We start from the raw sequence: 25,120 nt of genomic DNA on the forward strand, positions 1-25,120 counted from the left end.
TAGTTACTCGCGAGTTAAACAACAGCCCGAAACCCCACCGTGAGTTAACCCAGCCGCACCGAGTCAGCCGCGCTGTCGCGGGCCCCCGGAGGATGTCGTGAGCGACACACAGACCCTGATCGAGAACCGTCCGCCGTCCGTGGCGGCCCTCTTCCTGGAGCGCGTGGCGGCCACGCCGGACGCCGAGGCATACCGCTACCCCGTCCCGCCCGCCACCGGTCAGGGCCCCGATGACTGGAAGTCGCTCAGCTGGGCGCAGACGGCCGAGCGGGTGTACGCCATCGCGGCCGGACTCATCGACCTGGGCCTCCAGCCCGAGCAGCGGGTGTCGCTCGCCTGCTCCACCCGCGTCGAGTGGCTCCTCGCCGACCTCGGCATCATGTGTGCGGGCGGCGCCACCACGACCATCTACCCGCAGACCAACGCCGACGAGTCCGCGTTCATCCTCGGCGACTCCCAGAGCCGCGTGCTGATCGCCGAGGACGCGGCCCAGCTCGCCAAGGCCCTCGAGAAGCGCGCCGAGCTGCCCGACCTGACCAAGGTCGTCGTCATCGACCCGACCGGCGTCGAGCCGGACGAATGGGTGACCACCCTCGCCGAGCTGGAAAAGCGTGGCGCCGCCTACCTGGAGACGCACCCCCAGCTGATCAAGGAGCGGGTCGGCGCGATCACCAAGGAACAGCTCGCCACCCTCATCTACACCTCCGGCACCACCGGCCGCCCCAAGGGGGTGCGCCTGCCGCACGACAACTGGTCGTACATGGCGAAGGCCATCGCCGCGACCGGGCTGATCAGCGGCGCGGACGTGCAGTACCTGTGGCTGCCGCTCGCGCACGTCTTCGCCAAGGTGCTCATCTCCGGGCAGATCGAGGTCGGTCACCTCACCGCCGTCGACGGCCGGGTCGACAAGATCATCGAGAACCTGCCGGTGGTGCAGCCGACGTACATGGCGGCCGTGCCGCGCATCTTCGAGAAGGTCTACAACGGCGTCGCGGCCAAGGCCCGTGAGGGCGGCGCGGCCAAGTACAAGATCTTCCAGTGGGCCGCCGAGGTCGCCCGCGAGTACGCCAGGACCAGCCAGGACAACTTCCGGCGCACCGGCACCGCCTCCGTGCCGTTCGGGCTCGCCGCCAAGCACAAGGTGGCCGACACCCTCGTCTTCGCCAAGCTCCGCGAGGCGTTCGGCGGCCGGCTGCGGGCCTGTGTCTCCGGCGCCTCCGCGCTCGCGCCCGAGATCGGCTACTTCTTCGCCGGCGCCGGCATCCACATCCTGGAGGGTTACGGCCTCACCGAGACCTCCGCGGCCTCCTTCGTCAACCCCGGCGAGGCCTACCGCACCGGCACGGTCGGCAAGCCGCTGGCCGGCTGCGAGGTGCGGATCGCCGACGACGGTGAGATCCTGCTGCGCGGGCCCGGCATCATGGAGGGCTACCACAAGCTGCCCGAGAAGACCGCCGAGGTGCTGGAGTCCGACGGCTGGTTCCACACCGGTGACATCGGCGAGCTGTCGCCCGACGGCTACCTGCGCATCACCGACCGCAAGAAGGACCTCATCAAGACCTCGGGTGGCAAGTACGTCGCTCCGGCCGAGGTCGAGGGCCATTTCAAGGCCGTGTGCCCGTACGTCTCCAACATCCTGGTGCACGGTGCCGACCGGAACTACTGCACCGCCCTCATCGCCCTGGACGAGCTCGCGATCCAGGAGTGGGCGAAGGAGAACGGCCTGGAGGGCCGCTCGTACGCCGAGATCGTCGCCGCGCCGCAGACGGTCGAGATGGTCGACGGGTACGTGCAGCAGCTCAACGCCGGGCTCCAGCGCTGGCAGACCATCAAGAAGTTCCGGCTGCTGCCGCGGGACCTCGATGTGGAGCACGGCGAGATCACGCCGAGCCTGAAGCTGAAGCGGCCGGTGGTCGAACGGGTGTACAAGGACCTCATCGACGAGATGTACGCCGGGAGCAGGGAGGGGTAGCGCCCCCGGCGGGGCGAGGGGTGGCGCGTCCGGCGGCGGAGGACCCACCGACGGCCGCGCACACCCCGCGCCCTTTCCCGCTCACCAGCGCTCGAAAGTTTCCGTCTTCTGGCGCACGCGTAGCACGGTTCTCGGCCATTACCGCCCGCTTCGGTGACTCAGCGCTCACGGCTGCCCCCGGTCTGTCACCCTGGCGGCATGGACATGGCCGCCATACCGACGCAGCGGGAGAGCGACACCGAGCCCGGGGAGACGAGAGGGCGGGCCACGCTGCCCGGGAGCCCCCTCGCCCCGGGCTCGGCTCGCACGCTGGTGCGTGTCGCGCTGGAGAAGGCGCCCGGGGTCTCCGCGCGGCTGGCCGACGACGCCATGGCCGTGGTGAGCGAGCTGGTCACCAACGCCGTCGTGCACGCCGGTACCGACGTGCAGGTCGAATGGCGGCTGGAGGAGACCGGCGCGTTGGTGGTCGAGGTCCAGGACCAGCACCCCTCCCGGGCCCCGCGGGACGCCACCGGCGGCGAGGGGGCGTACGACACCCCCGAGTACGGCCGCGGCCTCCGGCTCGTCGCCACGCTCGCCGAGTCCTGGGGCGTCACCTACCGCACCGGCGCCAAGACCGTGTGGGCGCGGCTGCCCCCGGGCGGCAGCGATGCCCTGGACGGACCCGCCCCGGACCCCGCCCTGGAGGTCGCCGAGGACCTCGCCCCGCAGCCGCACCGCGTCGACGGCGACCGGGACTGGCTCGGCCGGGGCGCGCTGTCCTTCCTCGCCGAGGCGTCCGACCTGCTCGCCGGTCAGCTGGACGAGAACCTGGTCGCCGCGCTCACCGGCCAGCTGATCGTGCCCCGGCTCGCCGACTGGTGCGCGATCTGGCTGGAGGACGAGGCGAGCGTGCGCGGCCGCGCCGGCGGCGGACCCGCCCGGGTCTGGCACGCCAGCGAGGCCCGCATCGAGGAGCTGCGGTGCGCCCTGGAGAAAGAGCCGCCGTGCCCGCCGGACGGGCTGCGCTCCGGACCCGAGCCCTACCCCTGGCCCGGCCATGCGCTCGGCCCGCAGGGCGCCCACGGCACGGCGCTGTCGTACCGGCTGATCGCGGGCGGTCGGCCGCTCGGCACGCTGGTCATCGGCCGGAGCTGCCCGGCCGGCTTTCCCGAGGAGGTCACCGGTCTGGTGGAGGACCTCGGCCGGCGGGTCGCGCTCGCCATCGGCGCGGCCCGCCAGTACGCCCGCCAGGCCACCATCAGCGCCGTCCTCCAGCGCGGCCTGCTGCCCGGCGCGGTCGCCGAGATCCCCGGCGTGCGCAGCGCGCTCGTCTACGAGCCCTGCGACAAGGGCGGCCCGAGCGGCGACTTCTACGACCTGTTCCCGGCGGGCGACGGCCGCTGGTGCTTCGCCGTCGGCGACGTCCAGGGCAAGGGCCCGGAGGCGGCCGTGGTGATCGGCCTCGCCCGCCCCTGGCTGCGTCTCCTCGCCCGCGAGGGCTACCGGGTCGCCGACGTCCTGGACCGGCTCAACCAGCTGCTGCTGGACGACGCCACCGAGGCCGCCGACGCCGCCGCCCGTGCCCTGGTCGCCGTCGGCGGCCGGCCCCTGGCCACCGGGGACGGCCCGCAGACCCGCTTCCTCTCCCTCCTGTACGGCGAGCTGACGCCCCACGACCGCGGGGTCCGCTGCACCCTCGCCTCCGCCGGCCACCCGCTGCCGCTCGTGCTCAGCCCCGACGGCAGCGTGCGCACCGCCGCCCGCCCGCAGACGCTGCTCGGCGTCGTGGAGGACGAGACGTACACCAGCGAGACCCTGGAGCTGTGGCCCGGCGACAGCCTGCTGTGCGTCACCGACGGGGTGACCGAGCGCCGGTCCGGCTCCCGCCAGTTCGACGACGGCGACGGGCTCGCCCGCGCCCTGGCGGGCTGCGCCGGGCTCAGCGCCGAGCAGATCGCCGAACGGATCCGCCGCCTCGTCCACGACTTCGGCGGCGGACTGCCCGAGGACGACCTGGCCCTGCTGGTGCTCCAGGCGGAGTGACGCCCTCGGTGCTGGACAATGGAAGGCATGCCTTCCGCACTCCCCGACGGCGAGCCCGTCCCCGCCGACGGCGCGCTGCCCGCGCACGCGCTCGCCGGGGCGGCCGACCGCCCGCTCGGCTTCTACCTGCACGTCCCGTACTGCGCGACCCGCTGCGGCTACTGCGACTTCAACACGTACACCGCCACCGAGCTGCGCGGCACGGGCGGGGTGCTCGCCTCCCGGGACAACTACGCGGACACGCTGGCGGACGAGATCCGGCTGGCCCGGAAGGTGCTGGGCGACGACCCGCGCCAGGTCCGCACGGTCTTCGTCGGCGGCGGTACGCCGACCCTGCTGGCCGCCGACGACCTGGTAAGGATGCTGGGCGTGATCCGCGACGAGTTCGGGCTCGCCCCGGACGCCGAGATCACCACGGAGGCGAACCCGGAGTCCGTCGACCCCGCGTACCTCACCACCCTCCGCGAGGGCGGTTTCAACCGGCTCTCCTTCGGCATGCAGAGCGCGAAGCAGCATGTGCTGAAGATCCTCGACCGGACCCACACCCCCGGCCGCCCCGAGGCGTGTGTGGCGGAGGCGAAGGCCGCGGGCTTCGACCACGTCAACCTGGACCTGATCTACGGCACGCCGGGGGAGTCGGACGACGACTGGCGGGCGTCCCTGGAGGCCGCCCTGAGCGCCGGCCCCGACCACGTCAGCGCCTACGCGCTCATCGTGGAGGAGGGAACCCAGCTCGCCCGCCGGATCCGCCGGGGCGAGATCCCGACGACCGACGACGACGTCCACGCCGACCGCTACCTGATCGCCGAGGAGATGCTGAGCCGGGCGGGCTTCGACTGGTACGAGGTCTCCAACTGGGCCACCTCCGAGGCGGGCCGCTGCCTGCACAACGAGCTGTACTGGCGGGGCGCCGACTGGTGGGGGGCAGGACCGGGGGCGCACTCGCACGTGGGCGGGGTGCGCTGGTGGAACGTGAAGCATCCGGGCGCGTACGCGGCCGCCCTCGCCTCCGGCCGCTCCCCGGGCGCGGGCCGCGAGCTGCTGTCCGAGGAGGACCGGCGGGTGGAGCGGATCCTGCTGGAGCTGCGGCTGCGGGAGGGGGTGCCGCTGTCCCTGCTGAAGGAGGACGGCCTCGTGGCTGCCCGGCGCGCGCTGGGGGACGGACTCCTTCAGGAGGGGCCGTACGAGGAGGGGCGGGCCGTGCTGACGCTGCGTGGGCGGCTGCTGGCGGACGCGGTGGTGCGGGACCTGGTGGACTGATCACTCCGGCGAGCGCATCCCCCCGGAACGCCGGTTCGTTCCCTGACCTGCTGTACGGGAGTCAGGCGGCACCGCCCGCCGTGACGAAATCGATCAGCTCCTCCACCCGCCCCAGCAGCTCCGGCTCCAGGTCCTTGTAGGAACCCACCCGCTGCAGGATCGCCTGCCATACCGCCCCGGTGTTCTCCGAGGGCCAGCCCAGCGCCCGGCACACGCCCGTCTTCCAGTCCTGACCCTTCGGCACCGTCGGCCACGCCGGGATGCCCAGTGACGCCGGCTTCACCGCCTGCCAGATGTCGATGTAGGGGTGGCCGACCACCAGCGCGTGTTCGCTGGTCACCGACTGCGCGATCCGCCACTCCTTCGTCCCCGGCACCAGGTGGTCCACCAGTACGCCCAGGCGGGCGTCCGGGCCCGGAGCGAAGGACTCCACGATCGCCGGCAGGTCGTCCACACCCTCCAGGTACTCCACGACCACGCCCTCGACGCGCAGGTCGTCACCCCAGACCTTCTCGACCAGCTCGGCGTCGTGCCGACCCTCGACGTAGATGCGGCCGGCGCGGGCCACGCGCGCGCGTGCCTGCGGGACGGCGACCGAACCGGACGCCGTACGGGTCGGCCGCAGCGGACCGGACGGCGGCCGGACCAGTGTCACCGCCCGCCCCTCCAGCAGGAAGCCGCGCGGCTCCAGCGGGAACACCCGGTGCTTGCCGAAGCGGTCCTCCAGGGTCACCGTGCCGGCCTCGCAGCGGATCACCGCCCCGCAGAACCCGGTGCCGGGCTCCTCCACCACCAGACCCGGCTCGGCCGGAACCTCCGGCACGGGCTTCGGCTTCTTCCACGGCGGGGTGAGGTCGGGGGAGTACTGGCGCATTCGCACGACGATAGGAGAAGTCGCCCGCCGAGGCGCACGACACGCCGGGACCGGCCTCCGGGGACGGCTCAGATCACGCCGAACCGGACTGCCAGGGCGTCCCGTTGGCGGCGCACGAAGCCCGCGTCCACCACCGTGCCGTGACCGGGCACGTACACCGCCTCCTCGCCGCCGAGCGCCAGCAGCCGGTCGAGCGCGTCCGGCCAGCGGGACGGGACCGCGTCCGGGCCCGCCTGCGGCTCGCCGGACTCCTCCACCAGGTCACCGCAGAAGACCACCTCCGGATCGCCGGGCACCAGGACCGCCAGGTCGTGCGCGGTGTGGCCGGGGCCCACGTTGGCCAGCAGCGCCTGCCGGCCGTCGCCGAGGTCGAGGGTCCACTCGCCGGAGACCAGGTGCCCGGGCGGGACCAGCGCCTCCACCGCCTCCTCCGCGTCCGTGGCCGGCAGACCGTTGCGGAGCGCGTCCAGGCGCAGCTCCTCGCGCTCGTACGCCAGCACCGCGTCCAGGCCCACCGCCGCGTACGCCTGTACGCCGGGGAACGCGGGCGCCCCGAAGACGTGGTCGAAGTGGGGATGGGTCAGCGCGAGATGGGTCACACGGCCGTCGGCCAGTTCCTCTGCCTGCGCCCGCAGCCGCGCCCCCTCGGTCAGGCTCGATCCGGCGTCCACCATGAGCGCCGTACCCGCGCCGATCACCAGGCCGGCGGTGCAGTCCCAGCCGGGCAGCCGGCACCGCCCCACCCCCGCGGCCAGCCGTTCCCACCCCAGCTCTTCCCAAGTCACGGTCATACCGGCGACGCTAGCGGTACGACCCGGTACGGCAGCCCGACCTTGCCCAGTGTGTACCCGACAGCCGTACACTGGGCCGGGGAACGCTGGCACTCGCATGGGAAGAGTGCCAGGCGGACGACCCGAAGGGACGAAAGGGACGAGGGGACGACGTGCTGGAGGTGCGCGCGAATGCTGAGTGAACGCAGGCTTCAGGTACTGCGCGCCATCGTCCAGGACTATGTGGGCACCGAGGAGCCGGTCGGTTCCAAGGCGCTCACCGAGCGGCACAACCTCGGTGTCTCCCCGGCGACCGTCCGCAACGACATGGCGGCCCTGGAGGACGAGGGATTCATCGCCCAGCCGCACACCAGTGCGGGGCGCATCCCCACCGACAAGGGCTACCGGCTGTTCGTGGACAAGCTCGCGGGCGTGAAGCCGATGACCGCGCCCGAGCGGCGGGCGATCCAGAACTTCCTGGAGGGCGCCGTCGACCTCGACGACGTGGTGGCGCGGACCGTCCGGCTGCTCGCGCAGCTCACGCGGCAGGTCGCCGTCGTGCAGTATCCGTCCCTGACCCGGTCCACGGTCCGGCACGTCGAGCTGCTCTCGCTCGCTCCCGCGCGCGTGATGCTCGTGCTGATCACGGACACCGGCCGGGTCGAGCAGCGGATGGTCGACTGCCCGGCGCCCTTCGGCGAGACCTCGCTGGCGGATCTGCGGGCGCGGCTGAACAGCCGGGTCGCGGGCCGCCGGTTCACGGACGTGCCGAAGCTGGTCGAGGACCTGCCGGAGGCTTTCGAGCCCGAGGATCGCGGTACGGTCTCCACGGTGCTCTCCACTCTCCTGGAGACACTCGTCGAGGAGAACGAGGAGCGGCTGATGATCGGCGGTACCGCCAATCTCACCCGTTTCGGACACGACTTCCCCCTCACGATCCGGCCCGTCCTGGAGGCACTGGAGGAGCAGGTCGTGCTCCTCAAGCTCCTGGGCGAGGCGAAGGACCCGGGCGTGACCGTGCGCATCGGCCACGAGAACGCCCATGAAGGACTCAACTCCACCTCTGTGGTGTCGGTCGGTTACGGTTCGGGCGGCGAGGCGGTTGCCAAGCTCGGCGTGGTCGGACCGACCCGCATGGACTATCCGGGAACGATGGGAGCGGTACGCGCAGTGGCACGGTACGTCGGACAGATCCTGGCGGAGTCGTAAGTGGCCACGGACTACTACGCCGTTCTCGGCGTGCGCCGCGACGCGTCGCAGGATGAGATCAAGAAGGCGTTCCGCCGGCTCGCGCGCGAGCTGCACCCGGACGTCAACCCCGATCCGAAGACCCAGGAGCGGTTCAAGGAGATCAACGCCGCTTACGAGGTGCTGTCGGACCCGCAGAAGAAGCAGGTCTACGACCTCGGCGGCGACCCGCTCTCCCAGTCGGGCGGGGCGGGCGCGGGCGGCTTCGGCGCCGGTGGCTTCGGCAACTTCTCCGACATCATGGACGCGTTCTTCGGTACGGCGTCGCAGCGCGGGCCGCGCTCGCGCACGCGGCGCGGCCAGGACGCGATGATCCGGATCGAGGTCGAGCTGGACGAGGCGGCCTTCGGGACCACCAAGGACATCCAGGTGGACACCGCCGTCGTGTGCAGCACGTGCAGCGGTGAGGGCGCGGCCCCGGGCACGTCCGCCCAGACGTGCGACATGTGCCGCGGCCGCGGTGAGGTCTCGCAGGTCACCCGGTCCTTCCTGGGCCAGGTCATGACCTCGCGGCCCTGCCCCCAGTGCCAGGGTTTCGGCACGGTGGTGCCGACCCCGTGCCCGGAGTGCGCCGGCGACGGCCGCGTCCGCTCGCGTCGCACGCTCACCGTGAAGATCCCGGCCGGTGTCGACAACGGCACCCGGATCCAGCTGGCCGGCGAGGGCGAGGTCGGCCCCGGCGGCGGCCCGGCCGGCGACCTGTACGTCGAGATCCACGAGCTGCCGCACCCGATGTTCCAGCGGCGCGGTGACGACCTGCACTGCACGGTCACCATCCCGATGACGGCGGCGGCCCTCGGTACCAAGGTGCCGCTGGAGACGCTGGACGGCCTGGAAGAGGTCGACATCCGGCCCGGCACCCAGTCCGGCCAGTCGATCCCGATGCACGGCCGGGGCGTCACGCATCTGCGCGGCGGCGGCCGGGGCGACCTGATCGTGCACGTCGAGGTCACCACCCCCACCAAGCTCGACCCCGATCAGGAACGCCTGCTGCGCGAGCTGGCCAAGCTGCGCGGCGAGGAACGGCCGCAAGGCCAGTTCCAGCCAGGTCAGCAGGGGCTGTTCTCCCGGCTGAAGGATGCGTTCAACGGGCGCTGACGTCGGGCGGCGGGTGGCTGGGGGTCCGGGGGTCGTCCCCCGGGTGGGCGCAGTCGGCCAGGTCAGCAGGGGCTGTTCTCCCGGCTGAAGGATGCGTTCCACGGGCGCTGAGCCGCGGTGTACAGGGCGCTCCGGCCCCCTGTATGCCACCGGCCTATGCCCGGGGAAGCCCGGATTCGGACTCGTACGGAGGACGTGACAACATGCCGTCATGTCCTCCGCGCTGACCGATCTCTTCCCCCACCCGATCGTGCAGGCCCCCATGGCGGGCGGTGTCTCCGTCCCGCAGCTCGCCGCTGCCGTCTCCGAGGCCGGTGGTCTCGGGTTCCTCGCCGCCGGATACAAGACCGCCGACGGCATGTACCAGGAGATCAAGCAGCTGCGCGGGCTCACGAGCCGCCCCTTCGGCGTGAACGTGTCCATGCCCCAGCCGGAGCACGCCGAGTCCGGCGCCGTCGAGGTCTACGCCCACCAGCTGGCCGGCGAGGCCGCCTGGTACGAGACCGAGCTGGGCGACCCGGACAGCGGCCGGGACGACGGCTACGACGCCAAGCTCGCCGTCCTGCTCGACAACCCGGTGCCGGTGGTCTCCTTCCACTTCGGCGTGCCGAGCCGGGACGTCTTCGACAAGCTGCGCCGGGCCGGCACCTTCACCCTGGTCACCGCCACCACCGCCGAGGAGGCCCGCGCGGTCGAGCGGGCCGGGGCGGACGCGGTGATCGCGCAGGGCGTGGAGGCCGGCGGCCACCAGGGCACGCACCGGGACCACCCGGAGAACGACGGCTCCGGCATCGGCCTGCTGTCGCTGATCGCGCAGATCCGGGAGGCCGTGCGCATCCCGGTCGTCGCCGCCGGCGGCATCATGCGCGGCAGCCAGATCGCCGCCGCCCTCGCGGCGGGCGCGAGCGCGGCCCAGCTGGGCACCGCCTTCCTCGCCACCCACGAGTCCGGTGCCGCCGCGCAGCACAAGCAGGCGCTGACCGACCCGCTGTTCGCGCGCACCGAGCTGACCCGCGCCTTCTCCGGCCGCCCGGCCCGCGGACTGGTCAACCGCTTCCTGCGCGAGCACGGCCCCTACGCCCCCGCCGCCTACCCGGAGATCCACCACCTCACCGCCCCGCTGCGCAAGGCCGCCGCCAAGGCCGGGGACGCGCAGGGCATGGCACTGTGGGCGGGCCAGGGCCACCGGATGGCCCGCGAGCTGCCGGCCGGACGGCTGGTGGAGGTGCTGGCGGCCGAACTCGCCGAGGCCCGGACAGCGTTGTCGGCCGGAGGTGACGCGCGATGACCGCCCCCGTCTTCGTCGTCGAGCATTTCGACTCGGACGGCTACCGGTACGTCCTGGACGGCCCCGAGGGCCGGCACGCCGTGTCCGTGAAGCGGCTCCAGCCCGGTGAGGAGGTCGTCCTCACCGACGGCGCCGGGCGCTACGCGGTGTGCGAGGTGATCGGCAGCGAGGGCAAGGACCGGCTGATCGTCCACCTGAGCGGGATCTCCGAGGAGCCGGCGCCCAGCCCCCGCATCACCGTCGTCCAGGCCCTGCCCAAGGGTGACCGGGGTGAACTCGCCGTCGAGACCATGACCGAGGTCGGCGTCGACGCGATCGTGCCCTGGCAGGCCGCCCGCTGCATCACCCAGTGGAGGGGCGACCGCGGGCTGAAGGCCCTCGGCAAGTGGCGGTCCACCGCCCGCGAGGCCGGCAAGCAGTCCCGCCGGGTCCGCTTCCCCGAGGTCGCCGACGCGGCGACCACCAAACAGGTGGCCGCACTGCTCGCCGCAGCGGACTTCGCCGCCGTGCTCCACTCCGACTTCGAGCACCACAGCGAGCCGCTGGCCACCGCGGAACTGCCCGCCGAGGGCGAGATCGTGCTCGTCGTCGGCCCCGAAGGAGGGGTGGCCCGGGACGAGTTGGCACTGTTCGCGGAGGCGGGGGCCAAGCCGTACGTCCTCGGGCCCACCGTGTTGCGCACATCCACCGCCGGCACCGCCGCCGCGGCCCTGCTGCTGGGCCGTACCGGCCGCTGGTCCTGACACCCCTGGGGACACCGTGGAACTCGCCCAAGTCCGGCTGCTGGTCACCGACTTCGCCGCCTGCTACCGCTTCTACGCCGATGTACTCGGCCTGAACCCGCAGTCCGGGGCGACCGAGGGCCCGTACGAGAAGTTCAGCCCGCACACCGGCTCCGCCGGGATCGCGCTCCAGGACCGGGCGATGATGGCCGAGGTCCTGAACGAACTCGGCGACACCGCCACCGGCCACCGGTCCCTGGTCGTCCTGCGCGTCGACGACCTCGACGCCTACTGCGCGGAGATCACCGGCCGGGGCGCGACTCTGCTGCACGGTCCGGCCCCCATGACCGACCGGATGCGGGTGGCCCACCTCAAGGACCCGGAGGGCAATCTGGTGGAACTCCAGGAGTGGCTGCTGCTGCGCGGCTGACGGCGGGCAGCAACGCCCACCCGTCCACGTCACCGGTCACCGGCCCACGACCCCGCAGTTCGTCCACGAAGGCCCGTACGACCCGGGGTTCGTGCAGGTTGACGGTGTGTCCGTGCCGGTCGAAGACCAGACCGGAGTGCCCGTAACCGCCGACGGCCACACCGGGGAACACGATGTGCGTCACCGTCCCGTCCCCGCGGAGCGAGAGCACCTCAGTGCAGGGTCCGCCGTCGGCGTGCCGGTGCCGTACCCTCCACCGGTATTCGGTGCCGTCGGGCAGAACGAGCCGTCTGAGCCTGCGTTCACTGCGCATCGGGACAGAGTAGGCGGCCGGCTTCCCGAACGGGTGAGTGGCCGTATGCGGCCTTCCGTGCCGACGGTGGTGGTGGCACGCTGCCCTGTATGGGCGTATCGAGGCGGATACGGTGCGGGGCGCGGGTGATGGGGATCGTCGGGGTGGTCGGGGTGGGCGTCGTGGCGTGTCAGCCCGGTGGGCTCGGGTCCGCGACCGTCGCCTACACCACCGATCAGACGGCGACCGCCGCGCTGGAGCACCGGCATGTGAACGTCGCCTGGCTGACCTGCACCGGGCGTCAGGGGGACGACGGCACGCGCGGCACCTCGCCCGCGCCGTCCGAGAGCACCGTCGTCTCCGTCGACTGCCAGGGCGAGACGGACGACGGGCGGAAGATCGTCGTCGCCGGGCTGGTGACCAAGGCCGTCGACGGGGCCTGTGTCCGCGGTGACCTGACGGCCAAGGTCGACGGCAGACAGGTGTTCCACGTCAACGGGCTCGGCAACTGCTCAGCGGCGCCCGGGCCGACGTACCGCCCGCCCACCGGGGGACAGCCGAAGCCGACCGTGACCGTCACCGTCACCCGGACCGTCTGGCCCGTGCCGGGCAAGTGATCCGAACCGGAAGCGGCACACACCGATCGCTGCGTAGAGTGACGGCGTGACTCAGGGTGCTTCGACGGGAACCACGGACACGTCCGCCTATCTCCGATTCCCCCATCTGCACGGCGACCTGGTGACCTTCGTCGCCGAGGACGACGTGTGGCTCGCGCCGCTCGACGGCGGCCGGGCCTGGCGGGTCAGCGCCGACAACATGCCGGTGACCCTGCCCCGGATATCGCCGGACGGCCGGCACCTCGCCTGGACCTCCACCCGGGACGGAGCCCCCGAGGTGCATGTCGCCCCGGTCGACGGGGGCCCCGCCCGGCGGCTGACGTACTGGGGCAACCACCGTACACAGGTGCGCGGTTGGACCCCGGACGGGCGGGTGCTCGCGCTCGGCGCGCACGGGCGGCCCAGCTTCCGGCAGACCTGGGCGCACGCCGTCCCGCTGGACGGCGGACCGGCCGAGGCGCTGCCGTACGGCCCGGTCGGCAACGTGGCCTTCGGGCCGGCCACCGTGCTGCTGTCCGTCCCGATGGGCCGCGAGGCCGCCTACTGGAAGCGCTACCGGGGCGGCACGGCGGGCAAGTTGTGGATCGACCGGGACGGCACCGGGGACTTCGTCCGGCTCCACGAGGACGTCGACGGGAACATCGAGTTCCCGGTGTGGGCGGGCGACCGGATCGCGTTCCTCTCCGACCACGAGGGCACCGGAGCGCTCTACTCCTCCCTCGCCGACGGCTCCGACCTGCGCCGGCACACCCCCCTCGGGGGCTTCTACGCCCGGCACGCGGCGGGCGACGGCACCCGGATCGTCTACGTCTCGGCCGGTGAACTGTGGCTGCTGGACGACCTGGAGGGCGCCGAGCCGCGCCGGCTGGACATCCGGCTCGGCGGCCCGCGCGTCGACCTGCGACCCCGTCCGGTCAACGCCGCCGGCTGGTTCGGCGAGGCGTCCCCCGACCACACCGCGCGCGGCAGTGCCGTCTGCGTGCGCGGCGGCGTCCATTGGGTCACCCACCGCTCCGGGCCCGCCCGTGCCCTGGCCGCCACCCCCGGCGTCCGCGCCCGGATGCCGCGCACCTTCCGCGCCGAGGGCGAGGAGTGGGTGGTGTGGGTGACGGACGCCGAGGGCGACGACGCCCTGGAGTTCGCCCCCGCGACCGGCACCGTGCCCGGCGCCCCGCCCCGCCGGCTCGCCGCCGGACAGCTCGGCCGGGTCCTGGAGTTGGCCATGGCACCCGACGGCAGCCGGGCCGCCGTCGCCGCGCACGACGGCCGGCTGCTGCTCGTCGAACGGGAGACCGGCGAGGTCCGCGAGGTCGACCGCAGCGACGACGGCGAGGTCTCCGGCCTCGCCTTCTCGCCCGACTCCGCCTGGCTGGCCTGGGCCCATCCCGGCCCCCGCCCGCTCTCGCAGCTGCGCATCGCCCACACCACCGACCTCTCGGTCACCGAGGCGACCCCGCTGCGCTTCCAGGACTACGCGCCCGCCTTCACCCTCGACGGCAAACACCTCGCCTTCCTCTCCAACCGCGCCTTCGACCCGGTCTACGACGAGCACGTCTTCGACCTCGCGTTCGTGGTCGGCGCCCGCCCGCACCTGATCACCCTGGCCGCCACCACGCCCTCGCCGTTCGGCCCGCAGCGGCACGGCCGCCCCTTCGAGGCGCCCGACAAGGACGAGACCCCCGACAGCGAGGGCGCCCCCGCGACCCGCATCGACCTCGAAGGGCTCGCCGACCGGATCGTGCCCTTCCCGGTCGAGGCCGGCCGCTACTCCACCCTGCGCGCCGCCAGGGACGGCGTCCTCTGGCTGCGTCACCCGGTGCAGGGCGTCCTCGGCGCCTCCCGCGCCCACCCCGAGGACCCCGACCCGCACACCGAGCTGGAGCGCTACGACCTCGCCCAGCGCCGCCTGGAACACCTCGCCTCCGGCGCCGACCACTTCGAGGTCAGCGGCGACGGCAAACGCGTCCTGCTGTGGACCGACGGACGGCTGCGGGTCGTCCCCAGCGACCGCCGTACCGGCACCGACGACGACGGCGACAGCAGCGTCACCGTCGACCTCGCCCGGGTCCGGCAGACCCTCGACCCGGCTGCCGAGTGGCGGCAGATGTACGACGAGACCGGCCGGCTCATGCGCGACCACTTCTGGCGGCCCGACCTCGGTGGCGTCGACTGGGACGGCGTCCTCGCCCGCTACCGCCCGCTGCTCGGCCGGCTCGCCACCCACAGCGACCTGGTCGACCTGCTCTGGGAGGTGCACGGCGAACTCGGCACCTCGCACGCCTACGTCACCCCGCGCGGCGGCTCCGGCGGCGCCCGGCACGGCCTGCTCGGCGCCGACATCTCCCGCCACGCCGACGGCAGTTGGCGCATCGACCGGATCCTCCCGTCGGAGACCTCCGACCCGGACGCCCGCTCCCCGCTCGCCGCGCCCGGGGTCGCCGTACGCCCCGGCGACGCGATCATCGCCGTCGCCGGCCACTCCGTCGACCCGGTGACCGGCCCGGGGCCCCTCCTCGTCGGCACGGCCGGCCACCCCGTCGAGCTGACCGTCTCCCCGGCGGGCGGCGGCGAACCCCGGCACACCGTGGTCGTCCCCATCGCCGACGAGGAGTCCCTCCGCTACCACGCCTGGGTCGCCGACCGCCGCGCCCACGTCCACGCGGCCTCGGCCGGCCGGCTCGGCTACCTGCACGTCCCCGACATGCAGGCGCCCGGCTGGGCCCAGATCCACCGCGATCTGCGCGTGGAGGTGACCCGGGAGGGCCTGGTGGTCGACGTCCGGGAGAACCGCGGCGGCCACACCTCCCAGCTCGTCGTCGAGAAACTGGCCCGCCGGATCATCGGCTGGGACCTCCCGCGCGGCATGCGCCCCACCAGCTACCCCCTGGACGCGCCCCGTGGCCCGGTCGTCGCCGTCGCCAACGAGTTCTCCGGTTCCGACGGCGACATCGTCAACGCGGCGATCAAGGCCCTCGGCATCGGGCCGGTCGTCGGCACCCGCACCTGGGGCGGCGTCATCGGCATCGACAGCCGCTACCACCTGGTCGACGGCACGCTGGTCACCCAGCCGAAGTACGCGATGTGGCTGGAGGGCCAGGGCTGGGACGTGGAGAACCACGGGGTGGATCCCGACGTGGAGGTCGTCCAACGCCCACAGGACTGGGCGGCGGGGCGGGACACCCAGCTGGACGAGGCAATAAGGCTGGCACTTGAGGCCCTGGAAACGGCACCCGCGAAAGCGCCTCCGGGGTTGCCGATCTGACGGGCGCGGGGCTGTGCCGATATGCGGCTCCGCCGCGTGGGCGCGAGCAACCCACGACGACCCGCACCCGAACGACTACGATGCCCACCGTATTGATCATTGGTGAAAGCGAGCGCAGCGCATGGCCGGAGAGCCGCAGAACGACTGCCTGTTCTGCAAGATCGTCGCGGGCGAGATCCCGGCGACGATCGTCCGCGAGACCGAGACGACCGTAGCCTTCCGGGACATAAATCCCCAGGCTCCCACGCACGTCCTGGTGATTCCCAAGGCCCACTACGAGAACGCGGCCGAGCTTGCCGCAGGCGCCCCGCAGATCGCCGCCGACGTCCTCGCCGAGTCCAAGGCCGTGGCCGACGAGGAGAAGCTGGACAGCTACCGCCTCGTCTTCAACACCGGCTCCGGCGCCGGCCAGACCGTCTGGCACGCTCACGCCCACGTCCTCGGCGGCCGTGGTCTTCAGTGGCCGCCCGGGTAACTCGGCATGTCCGTCCGTGAACTGGTGGTCCTCGGCACCGCCAGCCAGGTCCCGACCCGGCATCGCAACCACAACGGCTACCTGCTGCGGTGGGACGGCGAGGGCATCCTGTTCGACCCCGGCGAGGGCACACAGCGGCAGATGCTGCGGGCCGGGGTCGCCGCCCACGACCTGAACCGGATCTGCGTCACGCACTTCCACGGTGACCACTCCCTCGGCCTCGCGGGAGTCATCCAGCGGATCAACCTCGACCAGGTGCCGCACGAGGTCACCGCGCACTACCCGCGCTCCGGGCAGCGCTTCTTCGACCGTCTGCGGTACGCGACCGCCTATCGGGAGACGGTCCGCCTCACCGAGGCCCCGGTCGCCGCCGACGGCGCCCTCGCGGCGACCCCGTCGTACACGCTGGAGGCCCGCAAGCTCTCCCATCCCGTCGAGTCCTACGGCTACCGCCTGGTCGAACCCGACGGCCGCCGCATGCTGCCCGACCGGCTCGCCGCGCACGGCATCAAGGGCCCGGACGTCGGGATGCTCCAGCGTGCGGGCCGGCTCGGGGACGTGACGCTGGACGAGGTCAGCGAGGTGCGGCGCGGGCAGCGGTTCGCGTTCGTCATGGACACCCGGCTCTGCGACGGCGTGTACGCGCTCGCGGAGGGCTGCGACCTGCTCGTCATCGAGTCGACCTTCCTCGACGAGGACACCGGACTCGCCGTGGAGCACGGCCATCTGACGGCCGGGCAGGCCGCCGCGGTGGCCCGGGAGGCGGGCGTCCGGCACCTCGTCCTCACCCACTTCAGCCAGCGCTACTCCGAGCCCACGGAGTTCGAGCGGCAGGCGCGGGCGGCCGGGTTCGAGGGGGAGCTGACCGTGGCGTACGACCTGCTGCGGGTGCCGGTTCCGAAACGGCGGTAAAGCCCCCGTACGATGCCTTGATGCCCCTCCCGAAAGCAGAACTGCACCTCCACATCGAAGGAACCCTGGAGCCGGAGCTGGCCTTCGAGCTGGCCGCCCGCAACGGCGTGACCCTCCCGTACGCGGACACCGACGAGCTCCGCAAGGCGTACGAGTTCGAGGATCTCCAGTCCTTCCTGAACCTGTACTACGAGCTGATGGCCGTCCTGCGCACCGAGCAGGACTTCGCCGATCTGGCCGACGCCTACCTCGCCCGGGCCGCCGCCCAGGGCGTGCGGCACGCCGAGATCTTCTTCGACCCGCAGGCCCACCTGGCCCGCGGCGTGGCCATGGGCACGGTCGTGGAGGGGCTGTGGCGGGCGCTCGGCGGCAGCGAGGCGAACCACGGCGTCTCCACCAGGCTGATCATGTGCTTCCTGCGGGACGAGTCCGCCGAGTCGGCGCTCCAGACCCTCCAGGCCGCGCGGCCGTACCTGGACCGGATCACCGGTGTCGGCCTGGACTCCGCCGAGGTCGGGCACCCGCCGGTGAAGTTCCGGGAGGTGTACGAGGCCGCCGCCGCGCTCGGTCTGCGCCGGGTGGCGCATGCCGGTGAGGAGGGGCCGCCGGAGTACATCACCGAGGCGCTGGACGTGCTGGGCGTGGAGCGCGTCGACCACGGACTGCGCTGCATGGAGGACCCGGCACTGGTCGAGCGGCTGGTCCGGGAGCGGATCCCGCTCACCCTGTGCCCGCTGTCCAACGTCCGGCTGCGCGCCGTGGACACGCTGGCCGACCACCCGCTGCCGGCCATGCTCGACGCCGGCCTGCTGTGCACGGTCAACTCCGACGACCCGGCGTACTTCGGGGGGTACGCGGGCGACAACTTCGCCGCGGTACGCCACTCCCTGGGACTGACCGAGGAGCGGCTCCGCGAGCTGGCCCGCAACTCCTTCCTCGCCTCCTTCCTCGAGGACGACGAGGAGCGGCGGGCGCGTTGTCTCGCCGAGGTCGACGCCTACGAGTTCGGGGACGCGGTGTCGTAGGCGCGCTGCATGGGTACGGCGGGCGTCTCCACCGGGACTTCCACGACCGGGATGTCCGCGACCGGGGCTTCGGCGATCGGGATGTCCACCACGGTGAGGGGGCGCCTGCCGGCCCGCAGCGCCACCGCCGTCATCGGCACGGCGATCAGCAGCAAAGCCGCGGCCAGCACCTCGCCCATGACCGGGAAGCCCGCCCCGGCCGCCAGCACGCTCCCCGCGAGCGGCCCGGCCGCCGTGCCCAGCGAGGAGGCCGAGCCGACCAGGACGGTCCAGCGGCCCCGCGGGTCGAGGGACGCGGCCAGGGCGATGACGTACGACAGCACGACCGGGTAGAGCAGGTTCCAGGCGATCTCGCCCGCCGCGAACGCCGGCAGGTCCGTCGCGGCCGCGCTGAGCGCGATGCAGCCCGCGATGAGGGCCGTACCGGCGCCGATGGGCACCGCCCGGCCCAGCCGCGGGCCGAGTGCGCCCGCGACCACCACGCCGAGGAGTCCGGCGCCGAGCGCGACCGCGAAGACCGCGCCGACGGTGACCTCGCTGAGGTGGGCCTGGTCGAGCCCGATCCGCCCGCTGACGCCCCACAGGGCGTTCTGGGCTAGGGACCAGCAGGGCATCGCGGCGGCCAGGAGCAGGCCCGCGCGGGGGTGGGGGAGGCGGGCGCGTCCGACGGCCGTGCGCACCGGCGCGGTACGGGCGGACAGGCGGCCGGTGAGCGGCCAGACCGCGAGCGCGGTCAGGGCGAGCGCGGTCAGCGGGAGGCCGTGGCCGGGGCCGAGGTGGGGGATCGTCAGATACAGGGCGCCCGCGAGGGCGGAGACGCCCAGAAGGCCGAGCGTGGTGACCCGGTGCGGGTTCCTCTGGTGTGCGATGCCGCTCGACGCGACCGCCGTGATCGTGCCGGACCCGAAGCCTCCGACGACCGCGCCTGCGACGACGGCCGGTACGGCGCCGGTGAGGGCGGCGCCGCCGTAGCCGAGGAAGGCGAGTGCGAGGCCGGCGCGGGCCAGGGTGCGGGGGCCGATCCGCTCGACCCGGGAGGCCAGCAGGAAACCCGCCGCCGCGGAACTCAGCAGCAGGACGCTGCCGACGGCACCGGCCTGAGTGGTCGTCAGCGGCAGGCCGGAGTCCAGGCGTCCGACCGTCGTCGGCAGCAGGTAGGGGGCGAGGTACCCGGCCGTGAACAGGGCGACGAGGGGCCAGGGCAGGGTGCGGGGGGCGGACACGGGCGTTCCCAGGGCAGGCGAGAGCGGCTCGAAAGAGGGGGGAGAGGGGCGACGCCCGTCGACGGACAGGAACGCGCGAGCAAGTTGTATCAAGCACGCGGTTCGGGAAGAAGCCCGGTGGGTGTGATCCGGGCCACGCTTGGGTTTGGGGGTGGTGGACCGGGGTAGGAGCGTTTAGCCTCCATTCTCATATGTGGACGGCATTCACAAGGGGAGATGGTCAGGTGGGTGGCGACCCGACTCCGCAGGACGTGGCGCGGCGACTGCGGGAGGGGATGGCGCGCGGTGTGCTGTCCTTCCCGCTCACCGCCTTCCATGACGACGGAACCCTCGATCCCGACGGCTTCCGGGCCCATGTGGCCGACCGGCTCGCCGCCGGTCCCGGCGCCGTCTTCCCGGCCTGCGGCACCGGCGAGTTCTTCTCGCTGGACGAGGAGGAGTACCGGACGGTCGTCGCCATCGCCGTGAAGGAGGCGGCCATGGGGGTCCCCCCGCGCGAGGGCGTTCGAGCGCGGGGGAGGGTGCCCGTGGTGGCCGGCACCGGATACGGCTGGGCGCAGGCCACCCGGTTCGCCCGGATCGCCGAGGAGGCCGGCGCCGACGCCCTGCTGGTCCTGCCGCACTACCTGACCGAGGCCCCGCAGGACGGCCTCGCCGCCCAGCTGGAGCGGCTGGCCGCCCGCACGAGGCTGCCCCTGATCGCCTACCAGCGCGGCCAGGTCGCCTATAGCGTGGAGGGGTTGCGCCGCATCGCCCGCATCCCGCATGTCATCGGCCTCAAGGACGGCCACAGTGACCTGGACCGGCTCCAGCGCCTCACCCTCGCCGCCCCCGACGGCTTCCTCTTCTTCAACGGCGCCGCCACCGCCGAGATCCAGGCCCGGGCCTACGCCACCGTCGGCGTACCCGCCTACTCCTCGGCCGTGCACGCCTTCGCCCCCGAGATCGCCGGCGCGTTCTTCGGCGCGCTGCGGGACCGGGACCACGGCACCGTCGACACGCTGCTGCGCGACTTCTACGTCCCGTTCGTCGAACTCCGCGACCGTGTGCCCGGATACGCCGTGTCCCTGGTGAAGGCGGCGGCCCGGCTGCGCGGACAGCGCGTCGGACCCGTGCGCGCCCCGCTCACCGATCCCTCGCCCGCCGACCTCGCCGACCTGAAGGCCCTGCTGGCCGCCGGACTCGACCTCGTAGGAGCCTCCCTGTGACCCGTGACCTGACCATCACCGAGATACGGCTGACGCCGATCCTGGTCGCCGACCCGCCGCTGCTCAACACCCAGGGCGTGCACCAGCCGTACACCCCCCGGCTGATCGTGGAGGTCGTGACCGCTGAGGGGATCACCGGGCTCGGCGAGACCTACGGTGACACCAAGTACCTGGAACTGGCCCGGCCGCTGGCCGAGCGGTTCACCGGACGCTCGGTCATGGATGTGAACGGTCTGTTCGGGATCGACCTCGGGGTGGACGAGTCCCGGGTCACGGGAGAGGTCGACGCGGGCGGGCTGCGCGGCGTGCAGACCGCCGACAAGCTCCGGCTGTCCGTGCTGTCCGCCTTCGAGGTCGCCTGCCTGGACGCCCAGGGCAAGGCGTTCGGGCTGCCCGTGCACGCGCTGCTCGGCGGCAGGGTGCGGGACGCCGTCGAGTACAGCGCCTATCTCTTCTACAAGCCGGCCGCCCACCCGGCGGGCGTCCCGGCCGAGCCGGACGGGTGGGGCGCCGCGCTCGATCCGGCCGGAGTCGTCGCCCAGGCCCGGGAGCTGCGGCGGCGGCACGGGTTCGGGTCGTTCAAGCTGAAGGGCGGTGTCTTCCCGCCGCAGGAGGAGATCGCCGCCGTACGCGCCCTCGCCGAGGCCTTTCCCGGCCACCCGCTGCGGCTCGACCCCAACGGTGCCTGGTCGGTGGAGACCTCGCTGAAGGTCGCGAAGGAACTCGGCGACGTCCTGGAGTACCTGGAGGACCCGACGCTGGGCACACCGGCCATGGCCGAGGTGGCCGCCGGCACGGATGTGCCGCTCGCGACCAACATGTGCGTGACCACCTTCGGCGAGATCGAGGAGGCGTTCACGAAGGACGCCGTCCAGATCGTCCTCTCCGACCACCACTACTGGGGCGGGCTGCGCAACACCCAGCACCTCGCCGCGATCTGCGCCGCCTTCGGCGTCGGGGTGTCCATGCACTCCAACACCCATCTCGGCATCAGTCTCGCCGCGATGACCCAGGTCGCGGCCACGGTGCCGGGTCTGCGCCACGCCTGCGACTCCCACTACCCCTGGCAGTCCGAGGACGTCCTCACCGAGCGGCTCGCCTTCACCGGCGGCCGGGTCGCGGTGTCCGACGCGCCCGGCCTCGGCGTCGAGCTCGACCGGGACGAACTGGCCCGCCTGCACCGGCGGTGGGCGGAGGACGACGGCTCGCTGCGGGACCGCGACGACGCGGCGGCGATGCGCGCGGCCGAACCGGACTGGCGCACACCGGTGATGCCCCGCTGGTGACCGGCGCACACGGGATCCCGGTGCATGACCTGGTGCACACTGGCCAGAACCGCACCATGCCAGGGAGCGCCCGTGACCCCGTCGCACACCCTCACCGGAGAGGAACCGGAACACCTCACCCAGGCAGCGCGCTGCCAGACCCGGGTCGATCCGCTCGCCGCGCTGCGCGCCCCCGGTGACCCGCCCTGGGACGTCTACCTCACCGGCACGGTCTTCCTCGACATCATCTTCACCGGCCTGGACTCGGCGCCCGTCCGCGGCACGGAGTCCTGGGCCCGGGGCATGGGCTCCAGCCCCGGCGGGGTCGCCAACATGGCCACCGCCCTGGCCCGGCTCGGCCTGCGGACGGCCCTCGCCGCGGCCTTCGGAGACGACCACTACGGCGAGTACTGCTGGGACGCGCTGGAGCAGGGCGAGGGCATCGACCTCTCGGCCTCGCGGACCGTGCCCGGCTGGCACTCCCCGGTGACCGTCTCCATGGCGTACGAGGGCGAGCGGACGATGGTCTCGCACGGGCACGAGCCGCCGCCCGAGGCCGTGTTCGGCGAGGGGGCCCCGGCCCGGCCGCCCCGCGCGCGTGCGGCCGTCGCCTCCCTCACCCCCGGGACGCGCGCCTCGTGGATCGCCGAGGCCGCCCGCGAGGGCACCCGGATCTTCGCCGACGTCGGCTGGGACGACACGGGGGCGTGGGACCTGGCCGGGCTCGCCGACCTGGAGCACTGCGAGGCGTTCCTGCCCAACGCGGAGGAGGCCAAGCGATACACCGGCACCGACTGTCCGCGGCTGGCCGCGCATGCCCTGACCGCGTACGTGCCGGTGGCCGTGGTGACCCTCGGGTCGGAGGGGGCGTACGCGGTGGACCGGCGGACCGGGGAGACGGCGGAGGTGCCGGCGATCGCGGTGGAGGCGCTGGATCCGACGGGTGCGGGGGACGTGTTCGTCGCCGGGTTCGTGACGGGGTCCCTCGCGGGGTGGCCGCTGGCCGACCGGCTGGCGTTCGCCGGGCTCACGGCCGCGCTGTCGGTGCAGGAGTTCGGGGGGTCGCTGTCGGCGCCAGGGTGGTCGGAGATCGGGGCGTGGTGGCGGCGGGTGCAGTCCCTTCCGGGGCAGGAACCGAGGGCGCTGCGGAAGTATGCGTTCCTTGACGGGCTGGTGCCGGAGGAGCTGGATCGGCCCTGGCCGCTGCGGCGTGCCGTGCCGACCATCGGGTTCCGTCGGTCCGGCTGACGTGACCAGGGGGCTCCGCCCCCTGGACCCCCGTTTCGCCCACCCGCCCACCCGTCTCGGTCGGCCGAGAAGTGACCCACCGGGGGTCGCGGATCGGCCCGCCGGCAAGCGGCCGGGCCTGCGGGCTTGCGGCTCGGCCCGCAGGCAAGCGGTCGTATGAAAGGGCCTGCGGGCTTGCGGCTCGGCCCGTCGGCAAGCGGTCCCGTGAAAAGTCCTACAGGCTTGTCAGTCCACCGTCGTACCCTGGAATCGCGAGGCCGCCCTCAGCTACGCGGCCGTGACGAGGAGGAAGCGCAGGCCTTAAGCGCCGGCCCATGACAGAGACACCCACAGCTCACACACCCGCGCAGGAGCAGGCGAGAGCGCAGTTCACCGTCCCCGCCCAGCACCCCATGGTGACCGTGCTGGGTTCCGGCGACTCCCTCCTGCGCGTGATAGAGAGGGCCTTCCCGGCGGCCGACATCCACGTCCGGGGCAATGAGATCAGCGCGGTCGGCGACCCGAGGGACGTCGCTCTGATCTCGCGCGTGTTCGACGAGATGATGCTGGTGCTCCGCACCGGGCAGCCGATGACGGAGGACGCAGTGGAACGCTCGATCGCCATGCTCAAGGCGAGCGAGAACGGGATGAGCGACGGGCCGGAGACCCCGGCACAGGTTCTGACGCAGAACATCCTGTCCTCGCGGGGCCGCACGATCCGCCCGAAGACCCTCAACCAGAAGCGGTACGTCGACGCGATCGACAAGCACACGATCGTCTTCGGCATCGGCCCCGCCGGTACCGGCAAGACCTACCTGGCCATGGCCAAGGCCGTGCAGGCCCTCCAGTCCAAGCAGGTCAACCGGATCATCCTGACCCGTCCGGCGGTGGAGGCGGGCGAGCGGCTCGGCTTCCTGCCCGGCACGCTCTACGAGAAGATCGACCCCTACCTGCGCCCGCTGTACGACGCGCTGCACGACATGCTCGACCCGGACTCCATCCCGCGGCTGATGGCGGCGGGGACGATCGAGGTCGCGCCGCTCGCCTACATGCGTGGCCGCACGCTCAACGACGCCTTCATCATCCTGGACGAGGCCCAGAACACGAGCCCCGAACAGATGAAGATGTTCCTCACCCGCCTCGGCTTCGACTCGAAGATCGTGATCACGGGTGACGTGACCCAGGTCGACCTGCCGAACGGGCAGAAGTCGGGCCTGCGGCAGGTCCAGGAGATCCTGGAGGGCGTGGAGGACGTCCACTTCTCCCGGCTGTCGTCCCACGATGTCGTACGGCACAAGCTGGTGGGCCGTATCGTCGACGCGTACGAGCAGTACGACAGCAAGCACGGCACCGAGAACGGCGCCCACAAGGGCGGCCATGGCAAGACCGGTGCCAAGGGCCCCAAAGGGAAGTAGACCAGCACCGCCATGTCGATCGACGTCAACAACGAGTCCGGCACCGAGGTAGACGAGCAGGCGATCCTCGACATCGCCCGCTACGCGCTCGCGCGGATGCGCATCCACCCGCTCTCCGAGCTCTCGGTGATCGTCGTGGACGCCGACGCCATGGAGCAGCTGCACGTCCAGTGGATGGACCTGCCGGGTCCGACCGATGTCATGTCGTTCCCGATGGACGAGCTGCGGCCGCCGTCCAAGGACGACGAAGAGCCGCCGCAGGGGCTGCTCGGTGACATCGTGCTGTGCCCGGAGGTCGCCGCGAAGCAGGGCGCCGATGCGCCCACGCAGCACTCCATGGACGAGGAGCTCCAGTTGCTCACCGTCCACGGAGTGCTGCACCTGCTCGGGTACGACCATGAGGAGCCCGACGAGAAGGCCGAGATGTTCGGTCTCCAGGCCGCGATCGTGGACGGCTGGCGGGACGAGCGCGGTCTGACCGGGCCGTCCCCGGCGCCGACCGTCTCGTAAGC

21 protein-coding genes are annotated in these 25,120 nt (G+C 72.8%); 18 read left to right on the top strand and 3 right to left on the bottom strand.

Annotated elements, in window-relative coordinates; translation table 11 throughout:
* Positions 1-97: 97 nt before the first annotated feature.
* The 3 genes from ACZ7DL_RS10425 (at position 98) to hemW (ending at position 5,257) form a co-directional block, all read left to right on the top strand.
* Positions 98-1,972 carry an AMP-dependent synthetase/ligase gene (locus tag ACZ7DL_RS10425; protein WP_470773102.1) on the top strand — a complete coding sequence of 625 codons (1,875 nt, stop codon included), beginning with the start codon at positions 98-100 and terminating at the stop codon, positions 1,970-1,972.
* Positions 1,973-2,176: 204 nt separating this feature from the next.
* On the top strand, positions 2,177-3,997 hold the full coding sequence (locus ACZ7DL_RS10430; protein ID WP_470773577.1) for a SpoIIE family protein phosphatase: 1,821 nt from the start codon (positions 2,177-2,179) through the stop codon (positions 3,995-3,997).
* 27 nt (positions 3,998-4,024) lie between these two features.
* Entirely contained in the window at positions 4,025-5,257 is a 1,233-nt protein-coding gene (gene hemW, locus ACZ7DL_RS10435; RefSeq protein WP_470773104.1) for a radical SAM family heme chaperone HemW, read from the top strand.
* Positions 5,258-5,318: 61 nt separating this feature from the next.
* Here hemW and ACZ7DL_RS10440 read toward each other — a convergent pair whose 3' ends face one another.
* Positions 5,319-6,131: a DUF3097 domain-containing protein gene (locus ACZ7DL_RS10440; RefSeq protein ID WP_470773106.1), complete on the bottom strand. Its 813-nt coding sequence runs from the start codon at positions 6,129-6,131 to the stop codon at positions 5,319-5,321.
* 68 nt (positions 6,132-6,199) lie between these two features.
* Entirely contained in the window at positions 6,200-6,922 is a 723-nt protein-coding gene (locus tag ACZ7DL_RS10445; protein WP_470773108.1) for an MBL fold metallo-hydrolase, read from the bottom strand.
* A 171-nt stretch (positions 6,923-7,093) separates the two neighbouring features.
* On the opposite strand from ACZ7DL_RS10445, the gene hrcA reads away from it, so the two are divergent.
* From hrcA to ACZ7DL_RS10495, 10 genes are all read left to right on the top strand, one after another.
* Positions 7,094-8,110: a heat-inducible transcriptional repressor HrcA gene (gene hrcA / locus ACZ7DL_RS10450; protein WP_470773110.1), complete on the top strand. Its 1,017-nt coding sequence runs from the start codon at positions 7,094-7,096 to the stop codon at positions 8,108-8,110.
* On the top strand, positions 8,111-9,247 hold the full coding sequence (dnaJ, locus tag ACZ7DL_RS10455; protein ID WP_470773112.1) for a molecular chaperone DnaJ: 1,137 nt from the start codon (positions 8,111-8,113) through the stop codon (positions 9,245-9,247). It abuts the gene before it with no gap.
* Between the two features lie 211 nt (positions 9,248-9,458).
* Entirely contained in the window at positions 9,459-10,535 is a 1,077-nt protein-coding gene (locus ACZ7DL_RS10460; RefSeq protein WP_470773114.1) for a nitronate monooxygenase, read from the top strand.
* Positions 10,532-11,278, top strand: coding sequence for a 16S rRNA (uracil(1498)-N(3))-methyltransferase (locus tag ACZ7DL_RS10465; RefSeq protein ID WP_470773115.1), 747 nt, complete (start codon positions 10,532-10,534; stop codon positions 11,276-11,278). The genes ACZ7DL_RS10460 and ACZ7DL_RS10465 overlap by 4 nt, the downstream gene beginning before the upstream one ends.
* Positions 11,279-11,294: 16 nt before the next feature.
* Positions 11,295-11,687, top strand: coding sequence for a VOC family protein (locus tag ACZ7DL_RS10470; RefSeq protein ID WP_470773116.1), 393 nt, complete (start codon positions 11,295-11,297; stop codon positions 11,685-11,687).
* A 402-nt stretch (positions 11,688-12,089) separates the two neighbouring features.
* Positions 12,090-12,596 carry a hypothetical protein gene (locus tag ACZ7DL_RS10475; RefSeq protein WP_470773117.1) on the top strand — a complete coding sequence of 169 codons (507 nt, stop codon included), beginning with the start codon at positions 12,090-12,092 and terminating at the stop codon, positions 12,594-12,596.
* Positions 12,597-12,642: 46 nt separating this feature from the next.
* Positions 12,643-15,858: a S41 family peptidase gene (locus ACZ7DL_RS10480; protein ID WP_470773119.1), complete on the top strand. Its 3,216-nt coding sequence runs from the start codon at positions 12,643-12,645 to the stop codon at positions 15,856-15,858.
* Positions 15,859-15,979: 121 nt separating this feature from the next.
* Positions 15,980-16,333, top strand: a complete 354-nt coding sequence (locus ACZ7DL_RS10485) for a histidine triad nucleotide-binding protein (RefSeq protein ID WP_470773121.1) — start codon at positions 15,980-15,982, stop codon at positions 16,331-16,333.
* Positions 16,334-16,339: 6 nt separating this feature from the next.
* Positions 16,340-17,245 (top strand): ribonuclease Z, encoded by a 906-nt coding sequence (locus tag ACZ7DL_RS10490; RefSeq protein ID WP_470773124.1) that lies wholly within the window; start codon positions 16,340-16,342, stop codon positions 17,243-17,245.
* 20 nt (positions 17,246-17,265) lie between these two features.
* Positions 17,266-18,270, top strand: a complete 1,005-nt coding sequence (locus ACZ7DL_RS10495; protein ID WP_470773126.1) for an adenosine deaminase — start codon at positions 17,266-17,268, stop codon at positions 18,268-18,270.
* On the opposite strand, the gene ACZ7DL_RS10500 is transcribed toward ACZ7DL_RS10495, so the two are convergent.
* Positions 18,243-19,493, bottom strand: coding sequence for an MFS transporter (locus ACZ7DL_RS10500; protein WP_470773128.1), 1,251 nt, complete (start codon positions 19,491-19,493; stop codon positions 18,243-18,245). The genes ACZ7DL_RS10495 and ACZ7DL_RS10500 overlap by 28 nt on opposite strands.
* Before the next feature lie 191 nt (positions 19,494-19,684).
* Between ACZ7DL_RS10500 and ACZ7DL_RS10505 the strand changes: the two genes are divergently transcribed.
* From ACZ7DL_RS10505 to ybeY, 5 genes are all read left to right on the top strand, one after another.
* Positions 19,685-20,701: a 5-dehydro-4-deoxyglucarate dehydratase gene (locus ACZ7DL_RS10505; RefSeq protein WP_470773129.1), complete on the top strand. Its 1,017-nt coding sequence runs from the start codon at positions 19,685-19,687 to the stop codon at positions 20,699-20,701.
* Positions 20,698-21,987 (top strand): glucarate dehydratase family protein, encoded by a 1,290-nt coding sequence (locus ACZ7DL_RS10510; protein ID WP_470773131.1) that lies wholly within the window; start codon positions 20,698-20,700, stop codon positions 21,985-21,987. The genes ACZ7DL_RS10505 and ACZ7DL_RS10510 overlap by 4 nt, the downstream gene beginning before the upstream one ends.
* 72 nt (positions 21,988-22,059) lie before the next feature.
* Positions 22,060-23,214, top strand: coding sequence for a carbohydrate kinase family protein (locus tag ACZ7DL_RS10515; RefSeq protein ID WP_470773133.1), 1,155 nt, complete (start codon positions 22,060-22,062; stop codon positions 23,212-23,214).
* A gap of 314 nt (positions 23,215-23,528) precedes the next feature.
* Positions 23,529-24,608 carry a PhoH family protein gene (locus tag ACZ7DL_RS10520; RefSeq protein WP_470773134.1) on the top strand — a complete coding sequence of 360 codons (1,080 nt, stop codon included), beginning with the start codon at positions 23,529-23,531 and terminating at the stop codon, positions 24,606-24,608.
* Positions 24,609-24,620: 12 nt separating this feature from the next.
* Entirely contained in the window at positions 24,621-25,118 is a 498-nt protein-coding gene (ybeY, locus tag ACZ7DL_RS10525; RefSeq protein WP_470773135.1) for an rRNA maturation RNase YbeY, read from the top strand.
* Positions 25,119-25,120: the final 2 nt, after the last annotated feature.

The organism is Streptomyces sp. NPDC036984 (assembly GCF_055607665.1).

What these genes read in the sequence shown, in the direction of transcription:
- ACZ7DL_RS10495 (WP_470773126.1), top strand. Translation starts at nt 17,266, where the DNA reads ATGCCCCTCCCGAAAGCAGAACTGCACCTCCACATCGAAGGAACCCTG.
- ACZ7DL_RS10520 (WP_470773134.1), top strand. Translation starts at nt 23,529, where the DNA reads ATGACAGAGACACCCACAGCTCACACACCCGCGCAGGAGCAGGCGAGA.
- ACZ7DL_RS10490 (WP_470773124.1), top strand. Translation starts at nt 16,340, where the DNA reads ATGTCCGTCCGTGAACTGGTGGTCCTCGGCACCGCCAGCCAGGTCCCG.
- ACZ7DL_RS10440 (WP_470773106.1), bottom strand. Translation starts at nt 6,131, where the DNA reads ATGCGCCAGTACTCCCCCGACCTCACCCCGCCGTGGAAGAAGCCGAAG.
- ACZ7DL_RS10445 (WP_470773108.1), bottom strand. Translation starts at nt 6,922, where the DNA reads ATGACCGTGACTTGGGAAGAGCTGGGGTGGGAACGGCTGGCCGCGGGG.
- ACZ7DL_RS10430 (WP_470773577.1), top strand. Translation starts at nt 2,177, where the DNA reads ATGGCCGCCATACCGACGCAGCGGGAGAGCGACACCGAGCCCGGGGAG.
- hemW (WP_470773104.1), top strand. Translation starts at nt 4,025, where the DNA reads ATGCCTTCCGCACTCCCCGACGGCGAGCCCGTCCCCGCCGACGGCGCG.
- ACZ7DL_RS10485 (WP_470773121.1), top strand. Translation starts at nt 15,980, where the DNA reads ATGGCCGGAGAGCCGCAGAACGACTGCCTGTTCTGCAAGATCGTCGCG.
- ACZ7DL_RS10475 (WP_470773117.1), top strand. Translation starts at nt 12,090, where the DNA reads ATGGGCGTATCGAGGCGGATACGGTGCGGGGCGCGGGTGATGGGGATC.
- hrcA (WP_470773110.1), top strand. Translation starts at nt 7,094, where the DNA reads ATGCTGAGTGAACGCAGGCTTCAGGTACTGCGCGCCATCGTCCAGGAC.
- ybeY (WP_470773135.1), top strand. Translation starts at nt 24,621, where the DNA reads ATGTCGATCGACGTCAACAACGAGTCCGGCACCGAGGTAGACGAGCAG.
- ACZ7DL_RS10460 (WP_470773114.1), top strand. Translation starts at nt 9,459, where the DNA reads ATGTCCTCCGCGCTGACCGATCTCTTCCCCCACCCGATCGTGCAGGCC.
- ACZ7DL_RS10465 (WP_470773115.1), top strand. Translation starts at nt 10,532, where the DNA reads ATGACCGCCCCCGTCTTCGTCGTCGAGCATTTCGACTCGGACGGCTAC.
- ACZ7DL_RS10505 (WP_470773129.1), top strand. Translation starts at nt 19,685, where the DNA reads ATGTGGACGGCATTCACAAGGGGAGATGGTCAGGTGGGTGGCGACCCG.